Annotated in this window: 16 protein-coding genes; 9 read left to right on the top strand and 7 right to left on the bottom strand. The window is 69.8% G+C overall.

Translation table 11 applies throughout. The annotated features are described in order from the left end of the window. The first annotated feature begins 60 nt into the window (after positions 1–60). Complete coding sequence (locus POL67_RS53890) at positions 61–2,199, top strand: ATP-binding protein (RefSeq protein WP_271925396.1); 2,139 nt, start codon at positions 61–63, stop codon at positions 2,197–2,199. Here POL67_RS53890 and POL67_RS37220 read toward each other — a convergent pair. Next, positions 2,183–3,877, bottom strand: a complete 1,695-nt coding sequence (locus tag POL67_RS37220; RefSeq protein WP_271925395.1) for a formate--tetrahydrofolate ligase — start codon at positions 3,875–3,877, stop codon at positions 2,183–2,185. The genes POL67_RS53890 and POL67_RS37220 overlap by 17 nt on opposite strands. A 29-nt stretch (positions 3,878–3,906) precedes the next feature. After that, on the bottom strand, positions 3,907–4,944 hold the full coding sequence (kdd, locus tag POL67_RS37215; protein ID WP_271930966.1) for an L-erythro-3,5-diaminohexanoate dehydrogenase: 1,038 nt from the start codon (positions 4,942–4,944) through the stop codon (positions 3,907–3,909). A 152-nt stretch (positions 4,945–5,096) separates the two neighbouring features. On the opposite strand from kdd, the gene POL67_RS37210 reads away from it, so the two are divergent. Next, complete coding sequence (locus POL67_RS37210) at positions 5,097–6,029, top strand: DUF4388 domain-containing protein (RefSeq protein ID WP_271925394.1); 933 nt, start codon at positions 5,097–5,099, stop codon at positions 6,027–6,029. Here POL67_RS37210 and POL67_RS37205 read toward each other — a convergent pair. Genes POL67_RS37205 through rplC form a run of 3 tightly spaced genes read right to left on the bottom strand, consistent with a single transcriptional unit; the run spans position 6,011 to position 7,871 of the window. After that, positions 6,011–6,583, bottom strand: coding sequence for a gamma-glutamylcyclotransferase (locus tag POL67_RS37205; protein WP_271925393.1), 573 nt, complete (start codon positions 6,581–6,583; stop codon positions 6,011–6,013). The genes POL67_RS37210 and POL67_RS37205 overlap by 19 nt on opposite strands. After that, entirely contained in the window at positions 6,580–7,191 is a 612-nt protein-coding gene (locus tag POL67_RS37200; protein ID WP_271925392.1) for an SAM-dependent methyltransferase, read from the bottom strand. Before POL67_RS37200 ends, POL67_RS37205 begins: the two co-directional genes overlap by 4 nt. Before the next feature lie 14 nt (positions 7,192–7,205). Beyond that, entirely contained in the window at positions 7,206–7,871 is a 666-nt protein-coding gene (rplC, locus tag POL67_RS37195; RefSeq protein ID WP_271925391.1) for a 50S ribosomal protein L3, read from the bottom strand. A 192-nt stretch (positions 7,872–8,063) separates the two neighbouring features. Here rplC and POL67_RS37190 point away from each other — a divergent pair, with 192 nt between their 5' ends. The 4 genes from POL67_RS37190 to POL67_RS37175 all read left to right on the top strand — a co-directional run bounded on the left by POL67_RS37190 (position 8,064) and on the right by POL67_RS37175 (position 13,504). Next, positions 8,064–10,457 carry a heavy metal translocating P-type ATPase gene (locus POL67_RS37190; RefSeq protein WP_276076100.1) on the top strand — a complete coding sequence of 798 codons (2,394 nt, stop codon included), beginning with the start codon at positions 8,064–8,066 and terminating at the stop codon, positions 10,455–10,457. A gap of 282 nt (positions 10,458–10,739) precedes the next feature. After that, the gene (locus tag POL67_RS37185) at positions 10,740–11,765 is read left to right on the top strand and encodes an IMP dehydrogenase (RefSeq protein ID WP_271925390.1); all 1,026 of its coding nucleotides are present in this window, start codon (positions 10,740–10,742) and stop codon (positions 11,763–11,765) included. A gap of 131 nt (positions 11,766–11,896) precedes the next feature. After that, positions 11,897–12,226: an SCP2 sterol-binding domain-containing protein gene (locus POL67_RS37180; RefSeq protein ID WP_271925389.1), complete on the top strand. Its 330-nt coding sequence runs from the start codon at positions 11,897–11,899 to the stop codon at positions 12,224–12,226. A gap of 105 nt (positions 12,227–12,331) precedes the next feature. Continuing rightward, the gene (locus POL67_RS37175) at positions 12,332–13,504 is read left to right on the top strand and encodes a CaiB/BaiF CoA transferase family protein (protein WP_271925388.1); all 1,173 of its coding nucleotides are present in this window, start codon (positions 12,332–12,334) and stop codon (positions 13,502–13,504) included. A gap of 6 nt (positions 13,505–13,510) precedes the next feature. Here the strand turns inward: POL67_RS37175 and POL67_RS37170 are convergent, their stop codons facing one another. Beyond that, positions 13,511–14,902 (bottom strand): cyclic di-GMP-binding domain-containing protein, MshE-related, encoded by a 1,392-nt coding sequence (locus tag POL67_RS37170; RefSeq protein WP_271925387.1) that lies wholly within the window; start codon positions 14,900–14,902, stop codon positions 13,511–13,513. Positions 14,903–15,011: 109 nt separating this feature from the next. Here POL67_RS37170 and POL67_RS37165 point away from each other — a divergent pair, with 109 nt between their 5' ends. Together POL67_RS37165 and POL67_RS37160 are read left to right on the top strand one after the other, a co-directional pair. Next, positions 15,012–17,729, top strand: a complete 2,718-nt coding sequence (locus POL67_RS37165; protein WP_271925386.1) for a protein kinase domain-containing protein — start codon at positions 15,012–15,014, stop codon at positions 17,727–17,729. Beyond that, on the top strand, positions 17,726–18,799 hold the full coding sequence (locus POL67_RS37160) for a hypothetical protein (RefSeq protein WP_271925385.1): 1,074 nt from the start codon (positions 17,726–17,728) through the stop codon (positions 18,797–18,799). The genes POL67_RS37165 and POL67_RS37160 overlap by 4 nt, the downstream gene beginning before the upstream one ends. Before the next feature lie 28 nt (positions 18,800–18,827). Here POL67_RS37160 and POL67_RS37155 read toward each other — a convergent pair whose 3' ends face one another. After that, entirely contained in the window at positions 18,828–19,640 is an 813-nt protein-coding gene (locus POL67_RS37155; RefSeq protein WP_271925384.1) for a uracil phosphoribosyltransferase, read from the bottom strand. Positions 19,641–19,791: 151 nt separating this feature from the next. Here POL67_RS37155 and POL67_RS37150 point away from each other — a divergent pair, with 151 nt between their 5' ends. After that, a complete protein-coding gene (locus POL67_RS37150) occupies positions 19,792–20,379 on the top strand; it encodes an SMI1/KNR4 family protein (protein ID WP_271925383.1) in 588 nt (195 codons plus the stop codon). Positions 20,380–20,544: the final 165 nt, after the last annotated feature.

Here is a 20,544-nt window from a genome sequence, read left to right as displayed (position 1 = left end):
CCGTCCGCGGGCGGACGATCGATCGGGGACGTCCCCGAGGCAGCGCGTTACGCTCTCGTCGTGCCGATAGGGATCGATCTCCGGACCCGGACCACGCTCGTCTGCGGCGCGCTCGCGCTCGTCATCGCCGTCTCGATCCTGCTCCGCGGCCGTGTCCGCACCGTGCACCTGCTCTTCGCGGCGTTCGCGGGCGACATCGGCCTCTGGTACCTGTCGCAGTCGCTCTTCGGCTTCTTCCAGCAGACGATATGGGAGCGCTTCACCGCGATCCTCGCGGTGCTCCTGCCGCAGTTCGCGCTCCATCTCTTCGAGGCGATGATCCCGCACGAAGGGGATCGACCGAGCCGCTTGCCGCGCCTCGCGGGCGTGCTCGCGGTGCCCATGGTGCTGCTCGTTTTGAGCCCCAAGCAGGGCTTTTGGCTCGTGCGCGGCGCGGTGTTCTTTTACGTCTTCGCGTTCCTCACGGCGGGGCTATGGGAGCTCGGGCAACGCGGCGCGCGCAGCGGCTCACGTGCGACGCAGCGGCGCGTGCGTTTCCTCGTGGTGATTGGCGCGCTCGCCGGTCTCGCGAGCGTCGCCGATTTCGCGTGGTTCCTCGGGGTGAACCCCGCGCCTGTCGGCGCGGCCCTGAGCGTGGTGTTCCTGTTCATCCTGGCGCAAGCGCTCCGACACGAGCGGCTGCTCGACGTCTACGAGATGCTCGCGCGCCTGCTCGTCGCCACGGCCGTCGCCTTCCTGATCGCGGGGATCTTCTACGTCCTCATCACGTTCATCGGCGGCTTCAACACGATGTACTTGAACGCCGTGCTCGCGGCGATCGTGATCCTGGTCCTCTTCGATCCGCTACGCGAGCGAGTCGCGGAGCAGATCCAGAAGCTGTTCTTCCGTGATCGATTTGACCTCGAACGATCCGTGGCCGACGCGCGCCGGCGGCTCGTGCACGTGCTCGAGCTCGACGAGCTCGGCTCGATCGTGATGACGGCGCTCGAACAGTCGCGCCGTGTAACGAAGGCCGCGCTCTACCTGCGCGACGCGGATGGCACCGGGTTCGACAAGCTCGCGGCGCTTGGGCCGGGCGCGCCGCCGCGGATCGAGGTGGCAACGGCACGCGCGCTGCTCGATCGGCTCGAAGGGGGGCCGCTCTCCCTCGAAGAGCTCAAGCGCGAGGTGCGGGAGCGCAAGGCGCGCGGCGCGAGGACGGACGCGTCCGAGGCGGTGCTCAGCGCGGCCGCGGTGCTCGGGAGTTTGCGGGACGGCGCGGTCCTCCTGCAAATCCGGGCCGAAGGCGACGAGATCGTGGGGCTGCTCGTCGTGGTCGACGAGCGCGTGCGGGACGCCTTCTCGCCCGAGGAGATCACGCTGCTCGATGCGATCGCCACGCAGGTCGGCGTGGTCATCGAGAACTCGCGCGTCTACCAGCAGATGAAGGAGCGCGACCGGCTCGCCGTGCTCGGGCAGATGGCGGCGGGGCTCGCGCACGAGATCCGGAACCCGCTCGGCGCGATCAAGGGCTCGGCGCAGCTCCTCGCTGAGCCAGGGCCCGATGGGCGCGATCCGGATCCGCAGTCGCGTGAGTTCATCGGCATCATCCTCGAAGAGGTCGAGCGGCTCGATCGGGTCGTCGGCTCGGTGCTTGATCTCGCGCGCGCGAACCAGGGCGCCGTGGTGCCGACGGACGTGAACGCCGTCGTGCGCCGCACGTTGCAGGTGCTCTCGACGGAGCGCGCGACCCAGGATCTCACGGTGGAGGTGAACCTCGATGCGAGCCTGCCGCGGGTCGCGATCGATCCGGAGAAGCTCCGGCAGGTGCTCATGAACCTTTTCCGGAACGCGTCGCAGGCCATGAAGGGGCGGGGGAAGATCACGGTGTCGACGCGCGTGCGGCTCGGCCGTGGGACCACGCGATCAGGGACGGGGATGGCCGACGAGCCTTTCGTCGAGCTCACGGTCGCGGACAACGGGCCGGGCATCTCGCAGAAGGTGCTGGAGAACATCTTCCTCCCGTTCTTCTCCACGAAGGAGAAGGGCACGGGGCTCGGGCTCGCGATCAGCCAGCGCATCGCGCAGGGCGCGGGCGGGCGCATCGAGGTGCGATCGTACGAGGGCAAAGGATCGACGTTCGCGGTGATCCTGCCGGCGGCGATGGACGCGCTTGGGGCGCCGTCGTCGACGCCCACGCCGCTCAGTCGTTCTGCATGAGGCCGCGAATCTTGCCCGTGGGCAGGAGTTTGACCCGCAAGGCGGATGGCTCACGGGGCAGGCCCGGCATGGTCATCATGTCACCCGTGAGCGCGACGGCGAAGCCCGCGCCGGCGCTCAGGCGGAGCTCGCGCACGGTGACCTGGAAGTTTGTTGGACGTCCAACGAGCGCGGGATCGTCGGAGAGCGAGAGCTGGGTCTTGGCCATGCACACGGGCACGCCGCCGTGGCCGAGCTCCTCGATGCGGCGGGCGTCGCGCTCGGCGGCGGCGGTGAACGTGACGCCTTCCGCGCCGTAGACCGTGCGGGCGATCTTCGTGATCTTGTCGCGAAGCGGCTCGCCGAGGTTATAGACGAAGCGGGGCGCGGGCGGCGCGCCGTCAGTCGCGTCGGCTGCGGTCGCGACGGCCTCGGCGAGATCGAGGGCGCCCTCGCCGCCTCGCAAGAAGCCTTCGCAGCGGACGGCGCGCACGCCGCGGCGCTGCATGGCCGCCTCGACCAGGGCGAGCTCCTCTTGCGTGTCGTTTGGGAAGACGTTGATCGACACGACGACGGGCAGGCCAAAGAACGCGGCCGAGTCGAGGTGTTTGTCGAGGTGCGTGAGGCCGAGCTCGAGCGCCCGCGGATCGGGCTCCGCTGCTCGCTTGACCGGGGCGCCGCCGTGCATCTTGAGCGCGCGCAGCGTGGCCACGAGGACGAGCACCCGCGGGAAGACGCCCATCGTCCGGCACTTGATGTCGAGGAACTTCTCGCCGCCGAGATCAAAGCCGAAGCCCGCTTCCGTGATCACGTAGTCGCCGGAGAGCAGGCCGAGGCGCGTCGCGAGGACGGAGGAGCAGCCGTGCGCGATGTTCGCGAAGGGGCCGGCGTGCACGAGAGCAGGGCCGCCCTCGTCGGTCTGCACGAGGTTCGGCTTGATCGCGTCGCGCAGGAGCGCGGTCATCGCGGCGGCGGCGCCGACGTCGGCGGCCGTGATCGGCGCGCTGCTCGTGCTCTGGCCGATCACGATGCGGCCGAGGCGCTTCTCGAGATCCTCGGGCCCCTCCGCGAGCGCCACGATCGCCATAACCTCACTCGCGGCCGTGATGTCGAAGCGATCCTGCCGCGGCACGCCGTCGGCCTTGCGGCCGAGGCCGACCATCACGTTGCGCAGCGCGCGGTCGTTCATGTCGAGCGCGCGGCCCCACGTCACCTGGCGCGGGTCGATCGCGCCCTTGTCGCCGAACGTGGTGTTGAAGTGGCACGCGTTGTCGACCATCGCGGACAGGAGGTTGTGCGCGGTGGAGATCGCGTGGATGTCGCCGGTGAAGTGCAGGTTGATGTCGTCGGCGGGCATGAGCGTCGCGCGTCCGCCGCCGGTCCCGCCGCCCTTCACGCCGAAGACCGGGCCGAGCGAGGGCTCGCGCAGGCAAAGCACGGCGCGCTTCGCGAGGCGCCGCATGCCCATCGCGAGCGCGATCGACGTCGTTGTCTTGCCTTCGCCCGCGGGCGTAGGGTTGATCGCGGAGACGAGCACGAGGCGGCCCGCGCCTGCGGCAGGGCGCGTGAGGGCGGCGAGATCGATCTTCGCCTTGTTGCGGCCGTACGGCTCGACGTGATCCTCGGAGACGCCGAGCTCACGCGCGACGTCGAGGATCCCTTGGGGTCCGATGGGCAAAGCGCTCTGCGTAAGGGTCACGGGCCTCCTCGGTGCCTGCAAAGCAGGCGTTATGTGTAACGTCGTTGCATGAGCTCGTGGAGCGGGCGGCTCGCGCGCACGAGCGAGAGCGTGTGCTCGGCGTGGTCGTGGGCGTAGCCGTTGCCAATGAAGAGATCCACGTCGCGGCCGATCCCCTCGGCGCCGAGGGCGGCGGCCGTGAAGCTCGTGCTCATCGCGAAGTAGTAAACCTTGCCGCGATCACGGGCCGCGAGGATCGCGGCGATCTCGACGCCGGGGACATTTACGCACGAGAGCACGAGGTCCGCGCCACGGCCCTCGGTCAACGGCGCGACAGCGTCACGCACGGCGAGCGGATCGCGCGCGTCGAGCGTCGCGACGTGGTCGCAGATCCCGAGTGCGCGCAGGTCGTCGGCGTACGCGGGGAAGGACTCGATGCCGATCACCTTGCCCTTCTCGCCCACGCGGCGGCGCGCCTCGGCCGCGCAGAGCAGGCCCGATTTGCCGCCCGCGCCGAGCACGACGACAGTGTCGCCGGGGCCGCAAAGGCGCGCGACCTGCGGGGACGCGCCGGCCACGTCGAGCAAGGCGAGGACGAGCCGCTCGGGCATGTCCGTCGGGATGCGCGCGATCGGCGCCGTGAGGAAGACGGCGGCCTTGCCGACGACGTCGAGCTGCGCAGAGGCGGGGCGCACGGCGAGCACGCGATCGAGCCAGAGGGGCGTGAGCGAGAGGGAGACGAGCGTGGCGACGCGGTCGCCCGGGACGAAGCCGCGCGTCGCTGCGAGGTCACCGACGCGCTCGACGACGCCGAGCAGCATGCCGCCGGAGCCGGTGACCGGATTGTGTTGCTTGCCTCGACGCTTCACGGTTTCGAGGACGAGCGCTGCGACGCCGTCGGGATCTCCGCCGGAGGCCTCTTCCATCTGGCGGAAGCTCGCGGCGTCGACGTTGAGCGTCTGAACGTCGACGACGATTTCGGTCGCGTAGACCTTGGAAAAATCGTTGTCGAGCCGCTCGGCGGGCTGGGGAAGCGCACCTTTCGGCGCGATCACGCGGTGGGTCCCGAGGGGGTCTCCGGCAAGCATCGTCACGAGCGCTCCCTTATCACGCCTTTCGCCGGACGGAAGGCGGCGGGGGGATCCCGCGAGGAACGCTTGACCCTCACAGGTCGGAAACCCTAAAGTTTCAAGGACGAAGCGGGCGTATCCTGCGCCCTCCGCGAATCTTTCGGCCGAGCATGGAAAGCCAACTGCCCAAGGTGTCGCCGCCGCGGAGACTCGCGCTGCGCTTCATCTCCGGCAAATACCAGGGCGGAGAGTTCCTCCTGGAGGACAAGAAGGAGATCATCGTCGGGCGCTCGAGCGAGCTCGACATGGTCCTCGTGGAGGACATGGTCTCCCGCAAGCACGCGCGCATCGCGTGCGGCGATCCCATCACGATCGAGGACCTCGGTTCGACGAACGGCACCTTCGTCAACGGCGAGCGCATCAAGCGCGCGACGCTCAAGGAAGGGGATCGTGTCCTCATCGGCACGAACATTCTGAAGGTCGTCGTCGCCGAGGGCTCGTCGCCCGGAATCCGCCTTCCCAAGCGCAGCGAGCAGCCGCCCTCGGGCCGCTCGCCGACGCGCAGCATGTCCGGCGCGATCGACGAGATCCCGCTGCCCGATCTGCTGCAGCTCCTCGGTTCGTCGAAGAAGACCGGGCTGCTCGTGATCCGCACCGACGACGAGGTCGGCAAGATCCACCTGCAGAAGGGCACGATCATCCACGCGTCGCTCGACGACAGCACCGATCTGCCGCCGCTCAAGGCCGCGTACCGCATCCTCGCGTGGGGCAGCGGCACGTTCGATTTCGAGCCGCCCGACGAGGTCCTGCCGAAGGATCCGATCGACGTGTCCGTGCAGGAGATCCTGATGGAGGGGCTCCGTCAGCTCGACGAGCTCAACGCGATCAAGCACAAGCTGCCCGGGAAAAACGCGCAGCTCTCGGTCGCGCTCCCGCTGAAGCCGCTGATCCGCGATCTCTCGCCGATGGAGCTCGATGTGCTGCAGGCCGTGTGGAACCACGCCGAGATGCACGTGGTCATGGACAAGAGCACCACGAGCGACCTCGACACGGGCCGCACGCTCCTCAAGCTGATCTCGTCGGGTTACGTGCGCGTCGAGTGACCGGGGCGGCTCCCGAGCGCGGCGCGCACCGCCTCGGCCAGCGAGGAGACGTGATCGTCCTCGAAGCCGAGCGTCGCGAGCGTCTCCGAAAGGCGCAGCACGTACTCCACGTTCGTCCCGCTCGGCCCGTGCGCTTCGAGCACGTCGGCCACCATCGTCTCGAACGGCGCAGGCCCGAGGTGCCACGGATTTCCGGGGCGCGCGATCCAGGTGATCGCCTCGATCGCCGTTTCACCGTCGTTCGCTGTGGCCTCGCCGTGAAGCTCCGCGTGGACCGTGACGCGGTCGTATCCGCCCTGCTCGCGTTCATCGAGCGCGGTGAGGATCGCGTCCGTCTCCGCGGGCGCGAGCGCGTACACGAGGCCGCCCACGTGCGCGTCGGGCGCGGGGACGAGCGTCGCCACGCGCCCGAGCCTCTCCGGCGTGCCGCGATGATCGGGCGAGCCTTGTTCGAGGCGCCGCGACAAACCCGCGACGCGCGCGGCCTTCGCCTCGACGTAGGGGAAGCCGGGCCGCCAGAGCAGCGAGCCGTAGCCGAAGATCCACACGCTCACAGCGATGGTTTTTTCCGAGCGATCCCGACGAGGAAGACCTCGGAGCTCACGCTGCGCGTGCCTTCGGGCCGGATCACGCGCACCTCGTCGTAGAGCGAGCGCAGCCTCTCGCGTGCCTTCTGGAACTCTTCGCTCATGAACAGCTTGCCGACGAACGCGCTCCCCGGCGCGCCGAGCGCCTCGGCCACGGAGACCGCGCGATCGAAGAGCTCGTAGCTCCGCCACTGATCCGCGGTCTTGCTGCCCGTCGTCGCGGGCGCCATGTCGCTCAGCACCACGTCGTAGGGTGCGAAGAGCGCGAGGGCATCGTTTTCGAGCGAGAGCGCGTCGCCTCGCACGACCGTCACGTTGGGGCCGAAGGCTTGCCGGATCTCCGAGAGATCCACGGCGAGCAGGTGCCCTTTGGATCCGATCTTCTGCGCGGCGTACATGGACCACGACCCGGGAGCGGCGCCCAAATCGAGCACCCGCTGCCCGGGTCGTAGGAGACGTACCCGGCGATCGATCTCCTCGAGCTTGAAGACACTCCGCGCCGGAAACCCTTGCGCCTTCGCCGCTTTGGTGAAGGTGTCGGGCTTCCGGTACGGGTTCTTGCCCTTCGCGCTCACGAGGAGAGAGCCGCTCAGGCCTTCTTGCCGCCGTTCTTCTTCTTCACGGCGCCACGAATGAGGACGATGCCCTCCTTCGAGCCCGGGACCGCGCCCTCGATGAGGACGAGGTCCTCCTCGGGGATGAGCTTCGCGATGCGCAGGTTGAGCGCGCTCACGGTCTCGGCGCCGTAGTGACCGGGCATCTTGAGGCCGGGCAGGGTGCGGCCGGGGGTCATGTTCGTACCGATCGAGCCGCCGTGACGGCGATACTCGTGCGTACCGTGCGTCTGGACGGCGCCGGCGAAGTTCCAGCGGCGAACGACGCCCGTGAAGCCGCGGCCGCGGGACTGGCCCTGCGCGTCGACCTTCTGGCCGACCTCGAACACCTGATCGACGCCGATCTTCTGGCCGACCTCGAACTTCGCCGCGTCCTCGGCCGACACGCGCAGCTCGCGCACGACGCGCTTCGGCGTCTGCTGCGTCTTGCGGTACGAGCCGAGCAAGGGCTTCTTCGTGTGCTTCTCTTTGCGCTCGCCAAGGCCGACGATGAGGGCGCTGTAGCCGTCCTTCTCGATCGTCCGCTTGCCGATCACGATGCCGCCCGCCTGCACCACGGTGCAGCGGAGGACCTCGCCCTTTTCGTCGAAGATCTGGGTCATCCCGACCTTCTTGCCGAGGATGCCAAGGTTCTTGTTCATGTCGTTTGCCTCTGATCGCGCTTCTACTGGGGTTCGTTTGGCTGTGTTCGCGGCTGCCCGCGAGCCCCTCGTCGCATCTTTCGCCTGCTTGGCGAAGGCCGGTTCGAAGCGCAGAAACCGGGGTGAACGAGCACCAGGCGAGTCGGGGGGCGGGGAGTCTACCCAGGAAGGTCCAAAGGGAAAGGTTTTTTGTTGGCAAACCCCGCCGGGGAGAACATGGAGCACCGGGTGAACGAGCAAGCGCCGGCCAAGGTGAAGGATCCGGTGTGCGGGATGATGGTGACGCCCGGGGCGGCCAAGGGCGGCCAGCACGAGCACGCAGGCACGACGTACTGGTTTTGCAACCCGCGGTGCCGCGAGAGGTTCGCGGCGGACCCGGACAAATACCTCGCGCCGAAGGTCGAGGCGAAAGCGCCGCCCGCGCCGAAGGCCGCGGAAACGGCCCCGGCGCCGGTCGCCGTGCCCCCCGTGGACACGATCTACACCTGCCCGATGGATCCCGAGGTCCGGCAGGACAAACCAGGATCCTGCCCGATTTGCGGCATGGCGCTCGAGCCGATGGCGATCCTGACCGCCGAGGAGCCGCCGAACCCCGAGCTCGAGAGCATGACGCGGCGTCTCTGGATCTCGGCCGCGCTCTCGCTGCCGCTGCTCGTGCTCGCGATGGCGCCGATGCTGATGCCGGGGTGGCGGTGGTCCCACGTGCTGCCGCAACAGCGGTGGATCGAGCTCGCGCTCGCGACGCCCGTGGTCCTCTGGGGAGGATGGCCGTTCTTCGAGCGCGGCTTCACCTCGCTCGTGACCCGGCGCTTCAACATGTTCACGCTGATCGCGATCGGCACGGGGACGGCCTACGTCTACAGCGTCGCGGCCACGATCGCGCCTTCGATGTTCCCCGCATCGTTCCGCGTGCACGGCGGCGTGGTGCCTGTCTACTTCGAGGCCGCGGCGGTGATCGTGACGCTCGTCCTCGTCGGTCAGGTGCTCGAGCTACGCGCGCGTAGCCGCACCTCGGGCGCGATCCGCGCGCTGCTCGGACTCGCGCCGAAGAAGGCGCGGCGGCTGCGAGACGGCGTCGAGGAGGACGTGCCGATCGAGAGCGTCGCCGTGGGTGATCGGCTCCGCGTGCGGCCGGGCGAGCGCATTCCCGTCGACGGCGTCGTGCTCGAAGGTCGGAGCTCCGTCGATGAATCGATGGTCACGGGCGAGCCGATTCCGGTGGAGAAAGATGTCGGCGATCGCGTGACGGGCGGGACCGTGAACGGCGCGGGCGGCTTCGTGATGCGCGCCGAGCGCGTGGGGCAGGGGACGCTGCTCGCGCAGATCGTGCGGATGGTCGGCGAGGCGCAACGCACACGCGCGCCGATCCAGCGCCTCGCCGACGTCGTGAGCGCGTGGTTCGTCCCGGCCGTCGTGCTCACGGCCGTGCTCACGTTCGTGGTGTGGGCGCTCCTCGGCCCGGAGCCGCGCCTCGCGTACGCGCTGCTCAACGCGGTCGCGGTGCTCATTATCGCTTGCCCCTGCGCGCTCGGCCTCGCGACGCCGATGTCGATCATGGTAGGCACGGGGCGCGGCGCTTCGGCGGGCGTGCTCGTCAAGAACGCGGAGGCGCTCGAAGCGCTGGAGCGCGTGGACACGCTCGTCGTGGACAAGACGGGCACGCTCACCGAGGGCAAACCCGCCGTGGCCTCGATCGTGCCGCTCGACGGCGCGGACGAAAGGGCCGTGCTCCGCATCGCGGCGAGCCTCGAGCGCGGCAGCGAGCACCCGCTCGCCTCGGCGATCCTCGCGGCCGCGAAGGAACGAGGCATCGACCTCGCTGCCGTCACGAGCTTCCGATCCCTCACGGGCCGCGGCGTGACGGGCGTCGTCGAGGGCGAGCCGGCCGCGCTTGGAAATGCCCGCCTGCTCGAAGAGCTCTCGATCGAGAGCGCCGAGGCCCTCGCGCACGCAGAGGCGCTCCGCGTGCGTGGACAAACCGTGGTGTTCGTCGCGCGCGGCGGGCGTGTCCTCGGCCTCGTGGGCGTGGCTGATCCGATCAAAAGCTCGGCCAAAGAGGCGCTCTCCGCGCTGCGCGAAGAGGGCCTCTCGATCGTCATGCTCACAGGCGACAGCCGCACGACAGCCGAGGCCGTCGCGCGCGAGCTCGGCATCACCGAGATCGAAGCCGAGGTCCTTCCCGATCAAAAGAGCGCCGTTGTCGAGCGCCTCACGAAGAGCGGCAAGGTCGTTGCCATGGCCGGCGACGGCGTCAACGATGCGCCGGCCCTCGCGCGCGCCGCCGTGGGCATCGCGATGGGCACGGGCACCGACGTCGCGATGGAGAGCGCGGGCATCACGCTCGTGCGCGGCGATTTGCGCGGCATCGTGCGGGCACGGCGCCTCTCGCGGGCGACGATGCGGAACATCCGCCAGAACCTCTTCTTCGCCTTCGTCTACAACGGCCTCGGCGTCCCGCTCGCAGCCGGCGTGCTCTATCCGTTCTTTGGGCTCCTCCTGAGCCCCATGATCGCGAGCGCCGCCATGAGCCTGAGCAGCGTCTCGGTCATCACGAACGCGCTCCGTTTGCGCGCCGTGCGACTCTGACGCAAAGCGTCGGTCGCCCGGTTTCCAGGGCGGAAGGCCCGGGGCGGGCCGAGCCGGGAAAGCCTCCTCCGTCCTGGAAAGAGCGCGAGCTTGCATCGCGGGTTGCGCTGCGCGAACCCCCCTCCCGTACTGCGACGAGGGTGCTACGCTCTGCGAGGGGCGACGCGCCTGCCGCCGGGAGGTTCGATGGCAAGCGAGCGCAATCGCAACGGAGCCGCGAGCCCGAGGGATACGACGAGGACGCGCGTGTCTCCGCGGGAGGGTGCGACACGCACGCGCGGCATGCTGGCGGCACACCTCGCGGACGGATGGGCGGGCGGACCTGGAAAAGGCGCGCGTCTGTTCTCGGCGGTCACCCCGGGCGCAGGCGCGACGAAGGCCGCCTCCCGGGACACCGCGTTGCCGCTCGTGCTCGTCGCGCTCGTCGTGCTCGCGGTCGTGCAGAACGCCGTGGTCCGCGTGGCCGTGCCGCTCGTGCTGGTGATGGCGGCGATCGTGCTTTTCGTGCGCGGTTCGCGCAGGCGTTCGAGCGACAAGGCCGCGCCCCGCGGCATCTGCGTCGACGGGCACGGGCTCTTCTTCCAGCCGGAGAGCGGGCCGCCGCAGAACATCGTGCCTCTCGGCGAGCCCTTCGGCATGACGCTCGTGACCAGCGCCAAGCGGGATCGAATGGTCGCCGTGTGGAGCTCGCCGGAAGGCCTTTTTTACGTGGGATCGACGTTCGAAGGCACGGCGCGCCGCGCGCTCGGAGGGCTCTTCGATCGCGCGTTCACCGCAGTCGGCGATGACGCCGCGCTCGAGGCCCTCGGCCCCGACGGCGCGCCGCTCGAGCTACAGCCCTCCGATTTCGCGGCGCTCGTGTTCGCCGTCGAAGAGCTCGATCCCTCGTGCATCGAGCGCCTCGTCCTCTCGGACGCGCGAGGCGCGCCACTCACGCTCGACGGGCGTGAGCTCGTGGTGGGCGAGCGTCGCTTCGACCTCACCGCGCCCCTCGAGTGGCGCCCCTTCGTCTTTCAGGAGGCATTTGGCCAGGCCGTCGCCGTGTACCAGGGCACGTCGATCCGGCAGGGCGGGAGCGAGGCCGTGCTCGTCGCGCTTTTGCCCTCGATCCTGCCTTACGAGTTCGGCGAGGAGAGCGATCTCGATCGCAGCCTCCTCAGGGATCTGCGCTTGATGCAGGCCCCGCCCGAGGAGCCGCCGCCCCGCGACGCGCGTGTCGCGATCGATCGGCTCTTCGTCTTGCCCGTGCGCTCCGCGCTCGACAGGGCGCCGCGCGCTTCGCAGCAGCCGTCTCGGGCGCGCGCGTAGTCGAAGCGCAATTTTGCCGCCGAACCATTGTCCTCGCCGCCGCTTGACGCGGCCCGTCGCTCGCGGCTACACCCGGCCGACGCTAGGAACGCGCCGACGATGACGTCGGCGCATCGCTGCCCGGAGGCACCATGGCCGTCGACATCCAGAAGCTCTTCAACGAAGAAGTCCCCGAGAAGATCGCCAAGAACCCCGCGGGGGCAAAGGCGATCGGCGGCAAGTACCAGTTCGTCATCAGCGGCGACGGCGGCGGCGAGTGGTTCTTCGACCTGACGGCCCCGAAGGCCGAGGCGGGGAACCCCGGCGGCGCCGACGTCACGATCAAGATCGCGGCGGCCGACTTCCCCAAGCTCATGGAGAACCCGCAGGCGAACGGCATGCAGCTCTACTTTGCCGGCAAGCTGAAGTTCGAGGGCAACCAGATGCTCGCGATGAAGCTGAACAAGCTCTTCGAGCTCTGATCGATCCCGATCCCGCAAAGAGGCCGGCGCGTGCTCGGATCCGTCCGAGGGCCGCCGGCCTTCGTTCATCCGCCGTCATTTCTTTTTGAACACAAAGGAAACGAGATGCGCCCCCTCGTCGGCAAACGGATCCTGGACCTCTCGCGGCTCTTGCCCGGCCCCTTCGCGACGCTCGTGCTCGCCGATCTCGGCGCCACCGTCGACAAGATCGAGGACCTCGCCGGCGGCGACTACCTCCGGCACATGCCGCCCGCGGTCGCCGGCGAGTCGGCGGCGTTCCAGCTCTTGAACCGCGGCAAGCGCAGCGCGCTGCTCGACCTCAAGCGGCCCGAGGGACGCGCGGCATTCGAGCGGCTCGTCAGCTCGTACGACGTGCTCTTCGAGCAGTTCCGCCCCGGCGTCCTCGATCGTCTCGGCCTCGGCCACGACGTGCTGCGCGGAAAATTCCCCAAGCTCGTCATCTGCGCGCTCACGGGCTACGGCCAGGAGGGGCCGCTCAAGCACCGCGCGGGGCACGACATCGACTACCTCGCGCGCGGCGGCCTGCTCGGCTCGCAAGGCCCCGAGGACGGCCCTCCGCAGCCGCCTGGCTTTCAGCTCGCCGACGTGAGCGGAGGCATGTGGTCGGTCATCGCGATCCTCGCCGCGCTCGCCGAGCGGGATCGCACGGGTGAGGGGCGCGTGCTCGACATCTCGATGACGGACGGCATCCTCGGCTTCGCCACGGCCACGATCGGCGCCGCGCTCGCGGGCGAGACCCGCCCCCGCGGCGCAGACACGCTCGTCGGCGGGATCGCGCCCTACGGCACGTACCTCTCGAAGGACGGACACGCCTTCGCGCTCGGCGCGCTGGAGCCGAAGTTCTGGATCTCGTTCTGCGCCGCGGCCGGGATCGAGCCGCGCATGGAGGCGCTCCTGCCGGGGCCGCACCAGGCCGAGATCAAGGCGACGGTGCGCGACGCCTTTGCCAAGAAGACGCGCGACGAGTGGATCGCGATCGGGGCGAGCCACGACTGCTGCCTCGAACCCGTGGTGGGTCCGAACGAGCTTCGCGAGGATCCGCTCATGAAGGCGCGCGAGCTCTTCTTCGACATCCCGAGCCCGCGCGGAGACATCCCGCAGGTTCGGCTGCCCGTCACGCCGCGCGACGTCGCCTTCGCCCCGCCCCCACGCTCGGGCGAGCACACGCGCGCGATCTTCCGCGAGGCCGGCTTTTCCGAAGCGGAGATCGACGACCTCGCCCGCGCCGGCGTCATCCGGCAGGGCGAAAGCAGCTAGCTCCGATCAGATCTTCTTGAGCTCGTCGACGAACTCCCAGTCGGCGACGAGCCCCTTGCGCAGGAGCACCGACAGGAGCGCGGCCGCGATGGCCTCCCAGCGCAGGTTCGGTCCCAGGATCTCCTTCGCGTCCGCGCCGTGACAGACCGCGCGCAGCGCCGCCACGAGATCCCGCGCCGTGAGCCCGGCGCGATCGTCCTCGGCCCCCAGCGTCGACGGCGGCAGCTCTTCCTCCGACGGCCCGCCGGTCGGCTGCGCGAGTGTCGGTACGCGTTGCTTCTGCTTGCGCGGCGCGGGCAGCGAGATCGTCGTGCCGTCGAGCAGCGTGAGCGCGATCATGCGCGGCGCGCGGCCCCGCGGCTCCGGGATCGTGTCCACGGGCTGCGAACTCGGGGGCAGGGCGCCCTCGTCCAGCGTCGGCGGCTGCGGATCGTCCGTGATTTCGAGCACCCGGCGCAGCCGCTCCGACGGCGGCGGCAACGGCCGCGCCTCCACGATCGACACACGCGTTTTCGCGGCGACCTCTTCGAGCTGCGGCGACTGCGCGCCCGGATCCGGCAGCGTCGGCGGCGGAGGCATGTCGGGCGCCGAGGGCATCTTGCCCCGTGCCGGCGCGGGCGCGAGCGCCTCGGCGAGCGCGACGGCGTCCTGCGTGGTCGGCGGCGGCGGCGTCTTCGGCGCGCTGCGCGCCGCGCTCGGCTGCGGCTTCGGCGGGGAGTGCTCGGGATCCGAACCTGGGAGCTCCAACGAACTCACCGTGATCTCCGCGACCTCGACCGCCGGCCCTTCCACCGGCGCCACGAACGGCGCGGCGGGCGTCTCCGCGATGGCGAGGCTCACCTCCGGCGCGACCTCGGGCCTCGTCCCGTCGGGCGTCGTGTCACGCTCGGCGAGCGGCGGAGGCTCGTTGGACGGCAGGTGCGCGGGCGGCTGGGCGGACGCGCCGACCTGCACGTCGTAGTACACGCGGATCGCATTCCGGATGTCGCTCGGCGGCGCGATCATCGCCTTCACCGGCAGTCCCGAGTGCTCGCCGCACGCGCGCAGGCCGTCCTCGTTCGAGGGATCGTCCATCGCGACGTAGAGCGTCTGGCCCTGCCCGCGCACGTGGCGGACGTAGATCGGCACCACGCAGAAGCGCTCGGCCACGTGGTGCGGCACGAGGTTCAAAAGCTGCCGCGAGAACTCGATGTGCAAGAGCGAGACCCAGGGAACGCTCAGTTGATGCGAGAGGATCTGTGTGAGCTGGGTCTCGTTGATGTAACCTCGCTCCACCAGCAATGTGCCGAGGCGTCGCCCGTCGGTTTTCTGGAGCGCGAGGACCTCGTCGAGGTCTTGCTGCGAGAGCAGCCCTGCATCGACGAGGAGCTGACCGAGACGGAGGCGCGGCGTTGGCATCGGCCCGCAGGTTATCCTATCGCAGCGCGGACCTACCAGTTGTTGGGGGGCCGCGTTCGCTTGACAGAACCGGCCCAATCTCGGCCCCGACCGTGGTACCTTGCGGCGCGTGTCGGATGTCCTTTGCCCTCAGTGCGCCACCGCGTGCGATCCGGCACACCGCTTTTGTCATGTGTGCGGCTTTCCGATCTCGGAGCTGCAAACCCGCGCCGACGATCCGCTGCTCGGCACGACGCTGCCCGGCGGCTACGTCATCCTCGAGCTCATCGGCGTGGGCGGCATGGGCCGGGTCTATCGCGCCGAGCAGAAGGCGCTCGGCCGCACGGTCGCCGTCAAGATCATCCACCCGCACCTGCTCGGCGACGAGAGCGCGTCCGTCCGTTTCATCACCGAGGCGCGTGCGGCGAGCCGGCTGAACCACCCGAACATCGTCAGCGTCTTCGATTTCGGAAAGAGCGGAAACCAGCTCTACCTCGTGATGGAGTTCCTGCGCGGCCGTGATCTCGCGCGGGTCGACTACGAAGAGGGGCCGCTCCCGTTCCGTCGCATCGTCGACATCATGTGCCAGGTGCTCGCGGGGCTCGCGGAAGCGCACCACCTCGGGATCATCCACCGCGACCTGAAGCCCGAGAACGTGGTGCTCGAGCCGATGCGCACGGGCGGCGATTTCGTGAAGGTCGTCGACTTCGGCCTCGCCAAGATGCGCGAGGTGCCGAGCACGCACATCACGAGCCCCGGCATCGTCTGCGGCACCCCCGACTACATGTCCCCCGAGCAGGGGCGCGGGGATCCGATCGACGGCCGCAGCGACCTCTACACGTGCGGCGTGCTGCTCTTCCAGCTCCTCACGGGCCGCCTGCCGTTCGAGTCCGAGTCGCCGACGCAGGTCGTGCTCATGCACCTCACGGTGCCCCCGCCGAACCCGCTCGACGTCGCGCCGGCGCGCAACATCCCGCTGGCGCTCGTCGACGTGACGCTGCGCGCGATGGAGAAGGAAGTCAGCCGCCGCTACCAGACGGCCGACGAGTTTACGATCGCGCTCCGCTCCGCCGCGGTGATGCTCGATCGCGGAGCGCCGCCGCCCTCGGTCGACGAGCCCGGCGTGGCCTGCGGATCGTGTGGCACGATCGCTCCGCGCAACCAGAAGTTCTGCGGCGAGTGCGGCGCGCGGATCTCGCGGGAGGCGCCCCTGAGCCAGCCCCGGCGCATCGCCCCCGTCTCCGCGGGGCCGCCGCCGCGCGTGCGCCTGTCGAGTTTGCCCGAGCTGCCGCTGCCGTTCGTCGGCCGCGAGCGGGATCTCGAGTGGCTCGACAGCTTCCGCTTCGACGTCGATCGCACGCTCGCGACGGCGCGCATCGTCGGCGAAGGCGGCACGGGCAAGACGCGCCTGCTCCAGGAGTTCATCCACCTCGCCTCCGTGGCCGGCGACTTCGTCGTGCTCACGCGCCCCGATCCGTGGGGCGCCGACGTCGGTTATTACGTGCTGCGCGAGTCGATCGTGGCGCTCGCGTCGCTGCCGCCCGGCGGCGGAGAGCCCCACGAGTGGCGCGGCGCGACCCCCGAGGCGCGCGCCGGCCTCATGGCCATCTTCGGCAAGCAGGATCGCAGCGCGCCGCAGCCGAGCGTGAACATGTGGTCGAAGCCCCCCGCAGGCATCGTGCTGCCGGACGATCGGCGCTTCACCGCAGCCGAGGCCCTCCGCTGGGCCATCATGCGCGCGCACGAGAGCAACGAGGGTCGCCTCGTCCTGCTCGCGATCGACGACCTGCACGCCGTCGACGGCGCCAGCCGCAATGCCTTCGCCGACGTCGTCGTCGAGCCGCCGATTCACCCGCTGCTCGTCGTCTCGACGCACCTGCCTGGCTTCGATCCGGGCTGGGCCGGCGCCACGCGTGTGCTCGAAGGTCTCCCGCTCGATCTCATCTCGCAGATGGTGAGCCAGCCGCTCGCCGCGACCCTCGGCCAGGGCGGCGGGCGATCGATCTCGCCGCTTTACCTCGATCAGGTCCTGCGCTTCTCCTCCGAAGGCGGCACGAACCCACCCGCGCGCCTTGGCGACCTCGTGGCCCAGCGCATCGAGCGCCTCCCGCCCGAGGCGCGCCGCGTCCTCCAGGCTGTCTCCGTCCTCGGCGACGACGCGCAGATGGAGGACATCGAGCGGCTCCTGCCCTCGGATCGCAACACGGGCACGCTGCTCGCCGTCCTCCGCGCTTCGGGCATGATCGAGCAGGAGCTCGGCGGCTTCCGCGCGGCGCACCCGCTCCTCCGCGAGATTGCGCTCGCCACGACGCCCGTCGCTGTCCGCCGTGACCTTCACGTGCGCGCGCTCGAGGGGCGCGATGGCGAGCCGCTCCCGCTCCCGCTCGAGGTCCGCGCGCTCCACGCCTACCACGCGCAGGACACGTTCGAGGCGCTCATGCTCCTCGAGCAAGTCGCTGATCGCGCCGGCGAGCGCGGCGATCGCGCGGGCGCCATCCTCGCGCTCCGCCGCGGCCTCGACCTCGCGCGCCGCGAGCTCTTCCGCGGCGAGCTCGACGAGCCCGAGAAGGCCGTGATCATCTTCAGCCGCAAGCTCGGCGAAGCGCTCGCTCGCGCCTCCGCGCTCACCGACGCCGACGGCGTCCTGCGCGAGGCCCTCGACCTCGCTGCAGGAGGCATCGAGCGCGCGCGCCTGCTCGCGGCGCTCGCCTTCGTCGCGCATGAGCGCGGCCGCGCGAAGGAGGCGCTCACCTTCCAGCACCAGGCGCTCGACCTCGCGCGGTCCTTCGGATCGAGTGATCTCATGGCCTCCCTCGAGCGCATGCGCGCCGACTGGAACGCGGGGTGAACGAGCGACGCGTGGTCCCTGAGGGCCTCGCGCCCGGAAGCTCCGCCCCGCGCGGCGCGTCTCTTCCCTTCGTCGCGCGTTGGGACCTCGACAAGACCTACCTGCGCACCGACTTCGACACGGTGCGCGACCTCGTCCGCACCGCGATCGAGAGGCCTGATCAGAAGCGCACCGTCCCCGGCGCGGCGGCGCTGCTCCGCGAGCTCGGCCGTGCGGGCGTGGAGATCCACATCCTTTCCGGCAGCCCCGAGCAGCTCCGCTCGCGCATCGAGCAGAAGCTCCGCCTCGACGGCGCGCGCTGGGCCTCGCTCACGCTCAAGCCGAACCTGCAAAACATCCTGCGCCTGCGCTTCCGCGCGCTGCGGGGCCAGCTCGGCTACAAGCTGCCCGCGCTTCTTCGTCGTCGTTGCGAGCTCGGCTCCGTGCGCGACGACAACGGCGAGCTCGTGCGCGAGGTTCTGCTCGGCGACGACGCCGAGGCCGACGCCTTCGTCTACTCGCTCTACGCCGACGTGTGCGAAGGCAAGGTCAAGCCCGACGAGCTCGTCGACATCATGCGTGCGGGCGGCGCGTACGAGGACACGATCCTCGACGCGGTCCGCTTCGCCGGGTACGTCGAGAAGGGCCCTGTCGTCGAGCGCATCCTGATCCACCTCGATCGGCAGTCGTCTCCCTCGGACTTCCGCCTCTACGGCGCGCGCGTCGTCCCGTTCTACAACTACTTGCAGGCGGCCTTCGTTCTGCACGAGGACGGCCGCATCCCGGATCGCGCCGTCTTGCGCGTCGCGCAGGACCTCGTCGCGTCCCACAACTTCGACGGCGCTGCGCTCGGCCGGAGCTACCTCGATCTCTCGCGCCGCGGCCACGTCTCGGGGCGCGGCATCCCGGCGATCGCCGAGGTGTACCGCGAGCTCACGCAGGGCCGCGCCGCGTCTGCGAGCGAGCTCGGCGCGATGGTGCAGAGCCTCGAGCACATGCTCCCCGACCTACGCCCGCCCGTCTCGCGCTCGGAGAAGGCGCTCGACTACCGCGCGATGGTCGTCGCGCACAACCCGAGGACGCGACGCTAGATCGCGCCCTCGGTCGCGCGCTCCAGCTTCAAACCCAGGCGTTGTTCAGGATCTCGCCCACGCCGCCTGCGCCGGGGACGATGTACTGCACCTCGTTGAGCCCGCGCTCTTCCTCGTGTGTCCCGGGCTCCGAGCGCAGCACGGCCGCCGGCGACAGCCCTCGATCGAGCCGGTACGCGTACACCACGAGATCTGGATGCGCCGCGTGCACGCGCCGGATGTACTCGGGCGTCACGATCAGGTGCATCGCGATGAGCTTCGCCGGCGTCCCTTCCAGCGAGTTCTTGTAGTACGAGACTGCGCTGACCATCGACGAGCCCGTCGCGCCCATCGGATCGGGGAACAGCACGTACCGCTCGCCCACGTCACGGCCGATTTTCGCGTCGTGCCACGTCGCGCCGATGACCTCGCCCTGGGCGTTCGTCTGCCGGCTCATGAACAGGTGATCTTGCCGTACGAGGTTCGGGTCGAGCACCTCGTTCATCAGGTCGAAGACCACCTGCGAGGGCATCGTTCCGGCCCGCGCGATGCCCACGGTCACGGCCTTGGCGGTCCTGGAGAGCGCGGTGCCTCGGTAGACGGCCTCCGGGTGGGAGACGGCCATGCGGGTGGGGACGTCCACGCGGGCGCGGGGGAACTCCGTGGCCAGCACGATACGGGCGAGCCCTTCGTAGAGCATGCGGACCAGGCGTCCCATGTCCGGCTGGCCTGTGTCCGGCGAGCAAGCGCGGGTCAAAAGGGTCCAGGCGAACGGGTCATCGATCAGATGGATCCCCGGCCCGTAGCGGTGGGGAATCTCGGCGGCCCGGTACCGGCTCTCGGCGTAGGCGGTGTCGACCATTATTTTTCTGTTACACTACCTGGCCCCGTGCGGGGTATTCCTACGCGCGCCGGTGGTCCCGGTGTAAGGGTTCGGCACGGAGGACGTGGCTGGAAGTCTCTTTCCAGGCGTTCGGACGTGTGCGAGACCCGCGAGACGGAGGATAGGTTCGGTGGACAGCGACCTGGCCGAATCGGTTGCGGCGCTCAAAGACATCTTCGCCAAGCGGGGCATCCCGGTGAGCTTCGGCAAGGCGGAGCCGGCGGTGATCGATGAGCTACGCAAGACGTTCCGGATCCCTGCGCGGTATCGCGCCTTCATCACGGCCGCCGATCCGACGGACGTCGAGACCGTGACTCCGGTCGAGCGCGTGCGGCTCTTCGCGTCGTACAAGCTCGCGGATGAGCAGACGCTCGGGGGCAAGCCCGCGGCCGAGATCCCGAACTGGCGCAAGAACTGGGTGATCATCGCGCGCAGCGCGCTCCTCGGGGACCCGTACTTCCTCGACACGAGCAAGCTCGACGCCGAGGGGGACTGCCCCGTCTTCACGTGCATGCTCGGCACCGACACGATCAAACCCGTGCTCTGCGCGTCGAGCTTCCAGCAGTTTCTCCGGATCCTCGCGACGAGCATGGAGGTCGCGACCGGCTTCGGCAACGGCGTGCTCGACGACGAGGACGAGGCGATTTTCCGCGAGGCGCTCGCGCCGAAGATCAAGACGATCGACTCGGCAGCGCTGCGCGCGGGTCACTGGACGTAGAACATCACTCCGGACGATGTCCTGGGTGCCCACGAGGGGTCGTTCTTCCGGGAACGCCCCCTCCGTCCGGTGAAAAACCCGCGGGTGTAGGCCCCGATCGGGCCTATGTGCCGAAAAAGGAACGTGGTACGGCACGAGCTTCCGCTGCGATCCCTCTGATCCGCA

It is taken from the genome of Polyangium mundeleinium, from assembly GCF_028369105.1.
Lineage (GTDB): Bacteria > Myxococcota_A > Polyangia > Polyangiales > Polyangiaceae > Polyangium > Polyangium mundeleinium.
The sequence above is the reverse complement of the archived record's forward strand: the minus strand, read 5'-3'. Positions and strand labels throughout refer to the sequence as shown.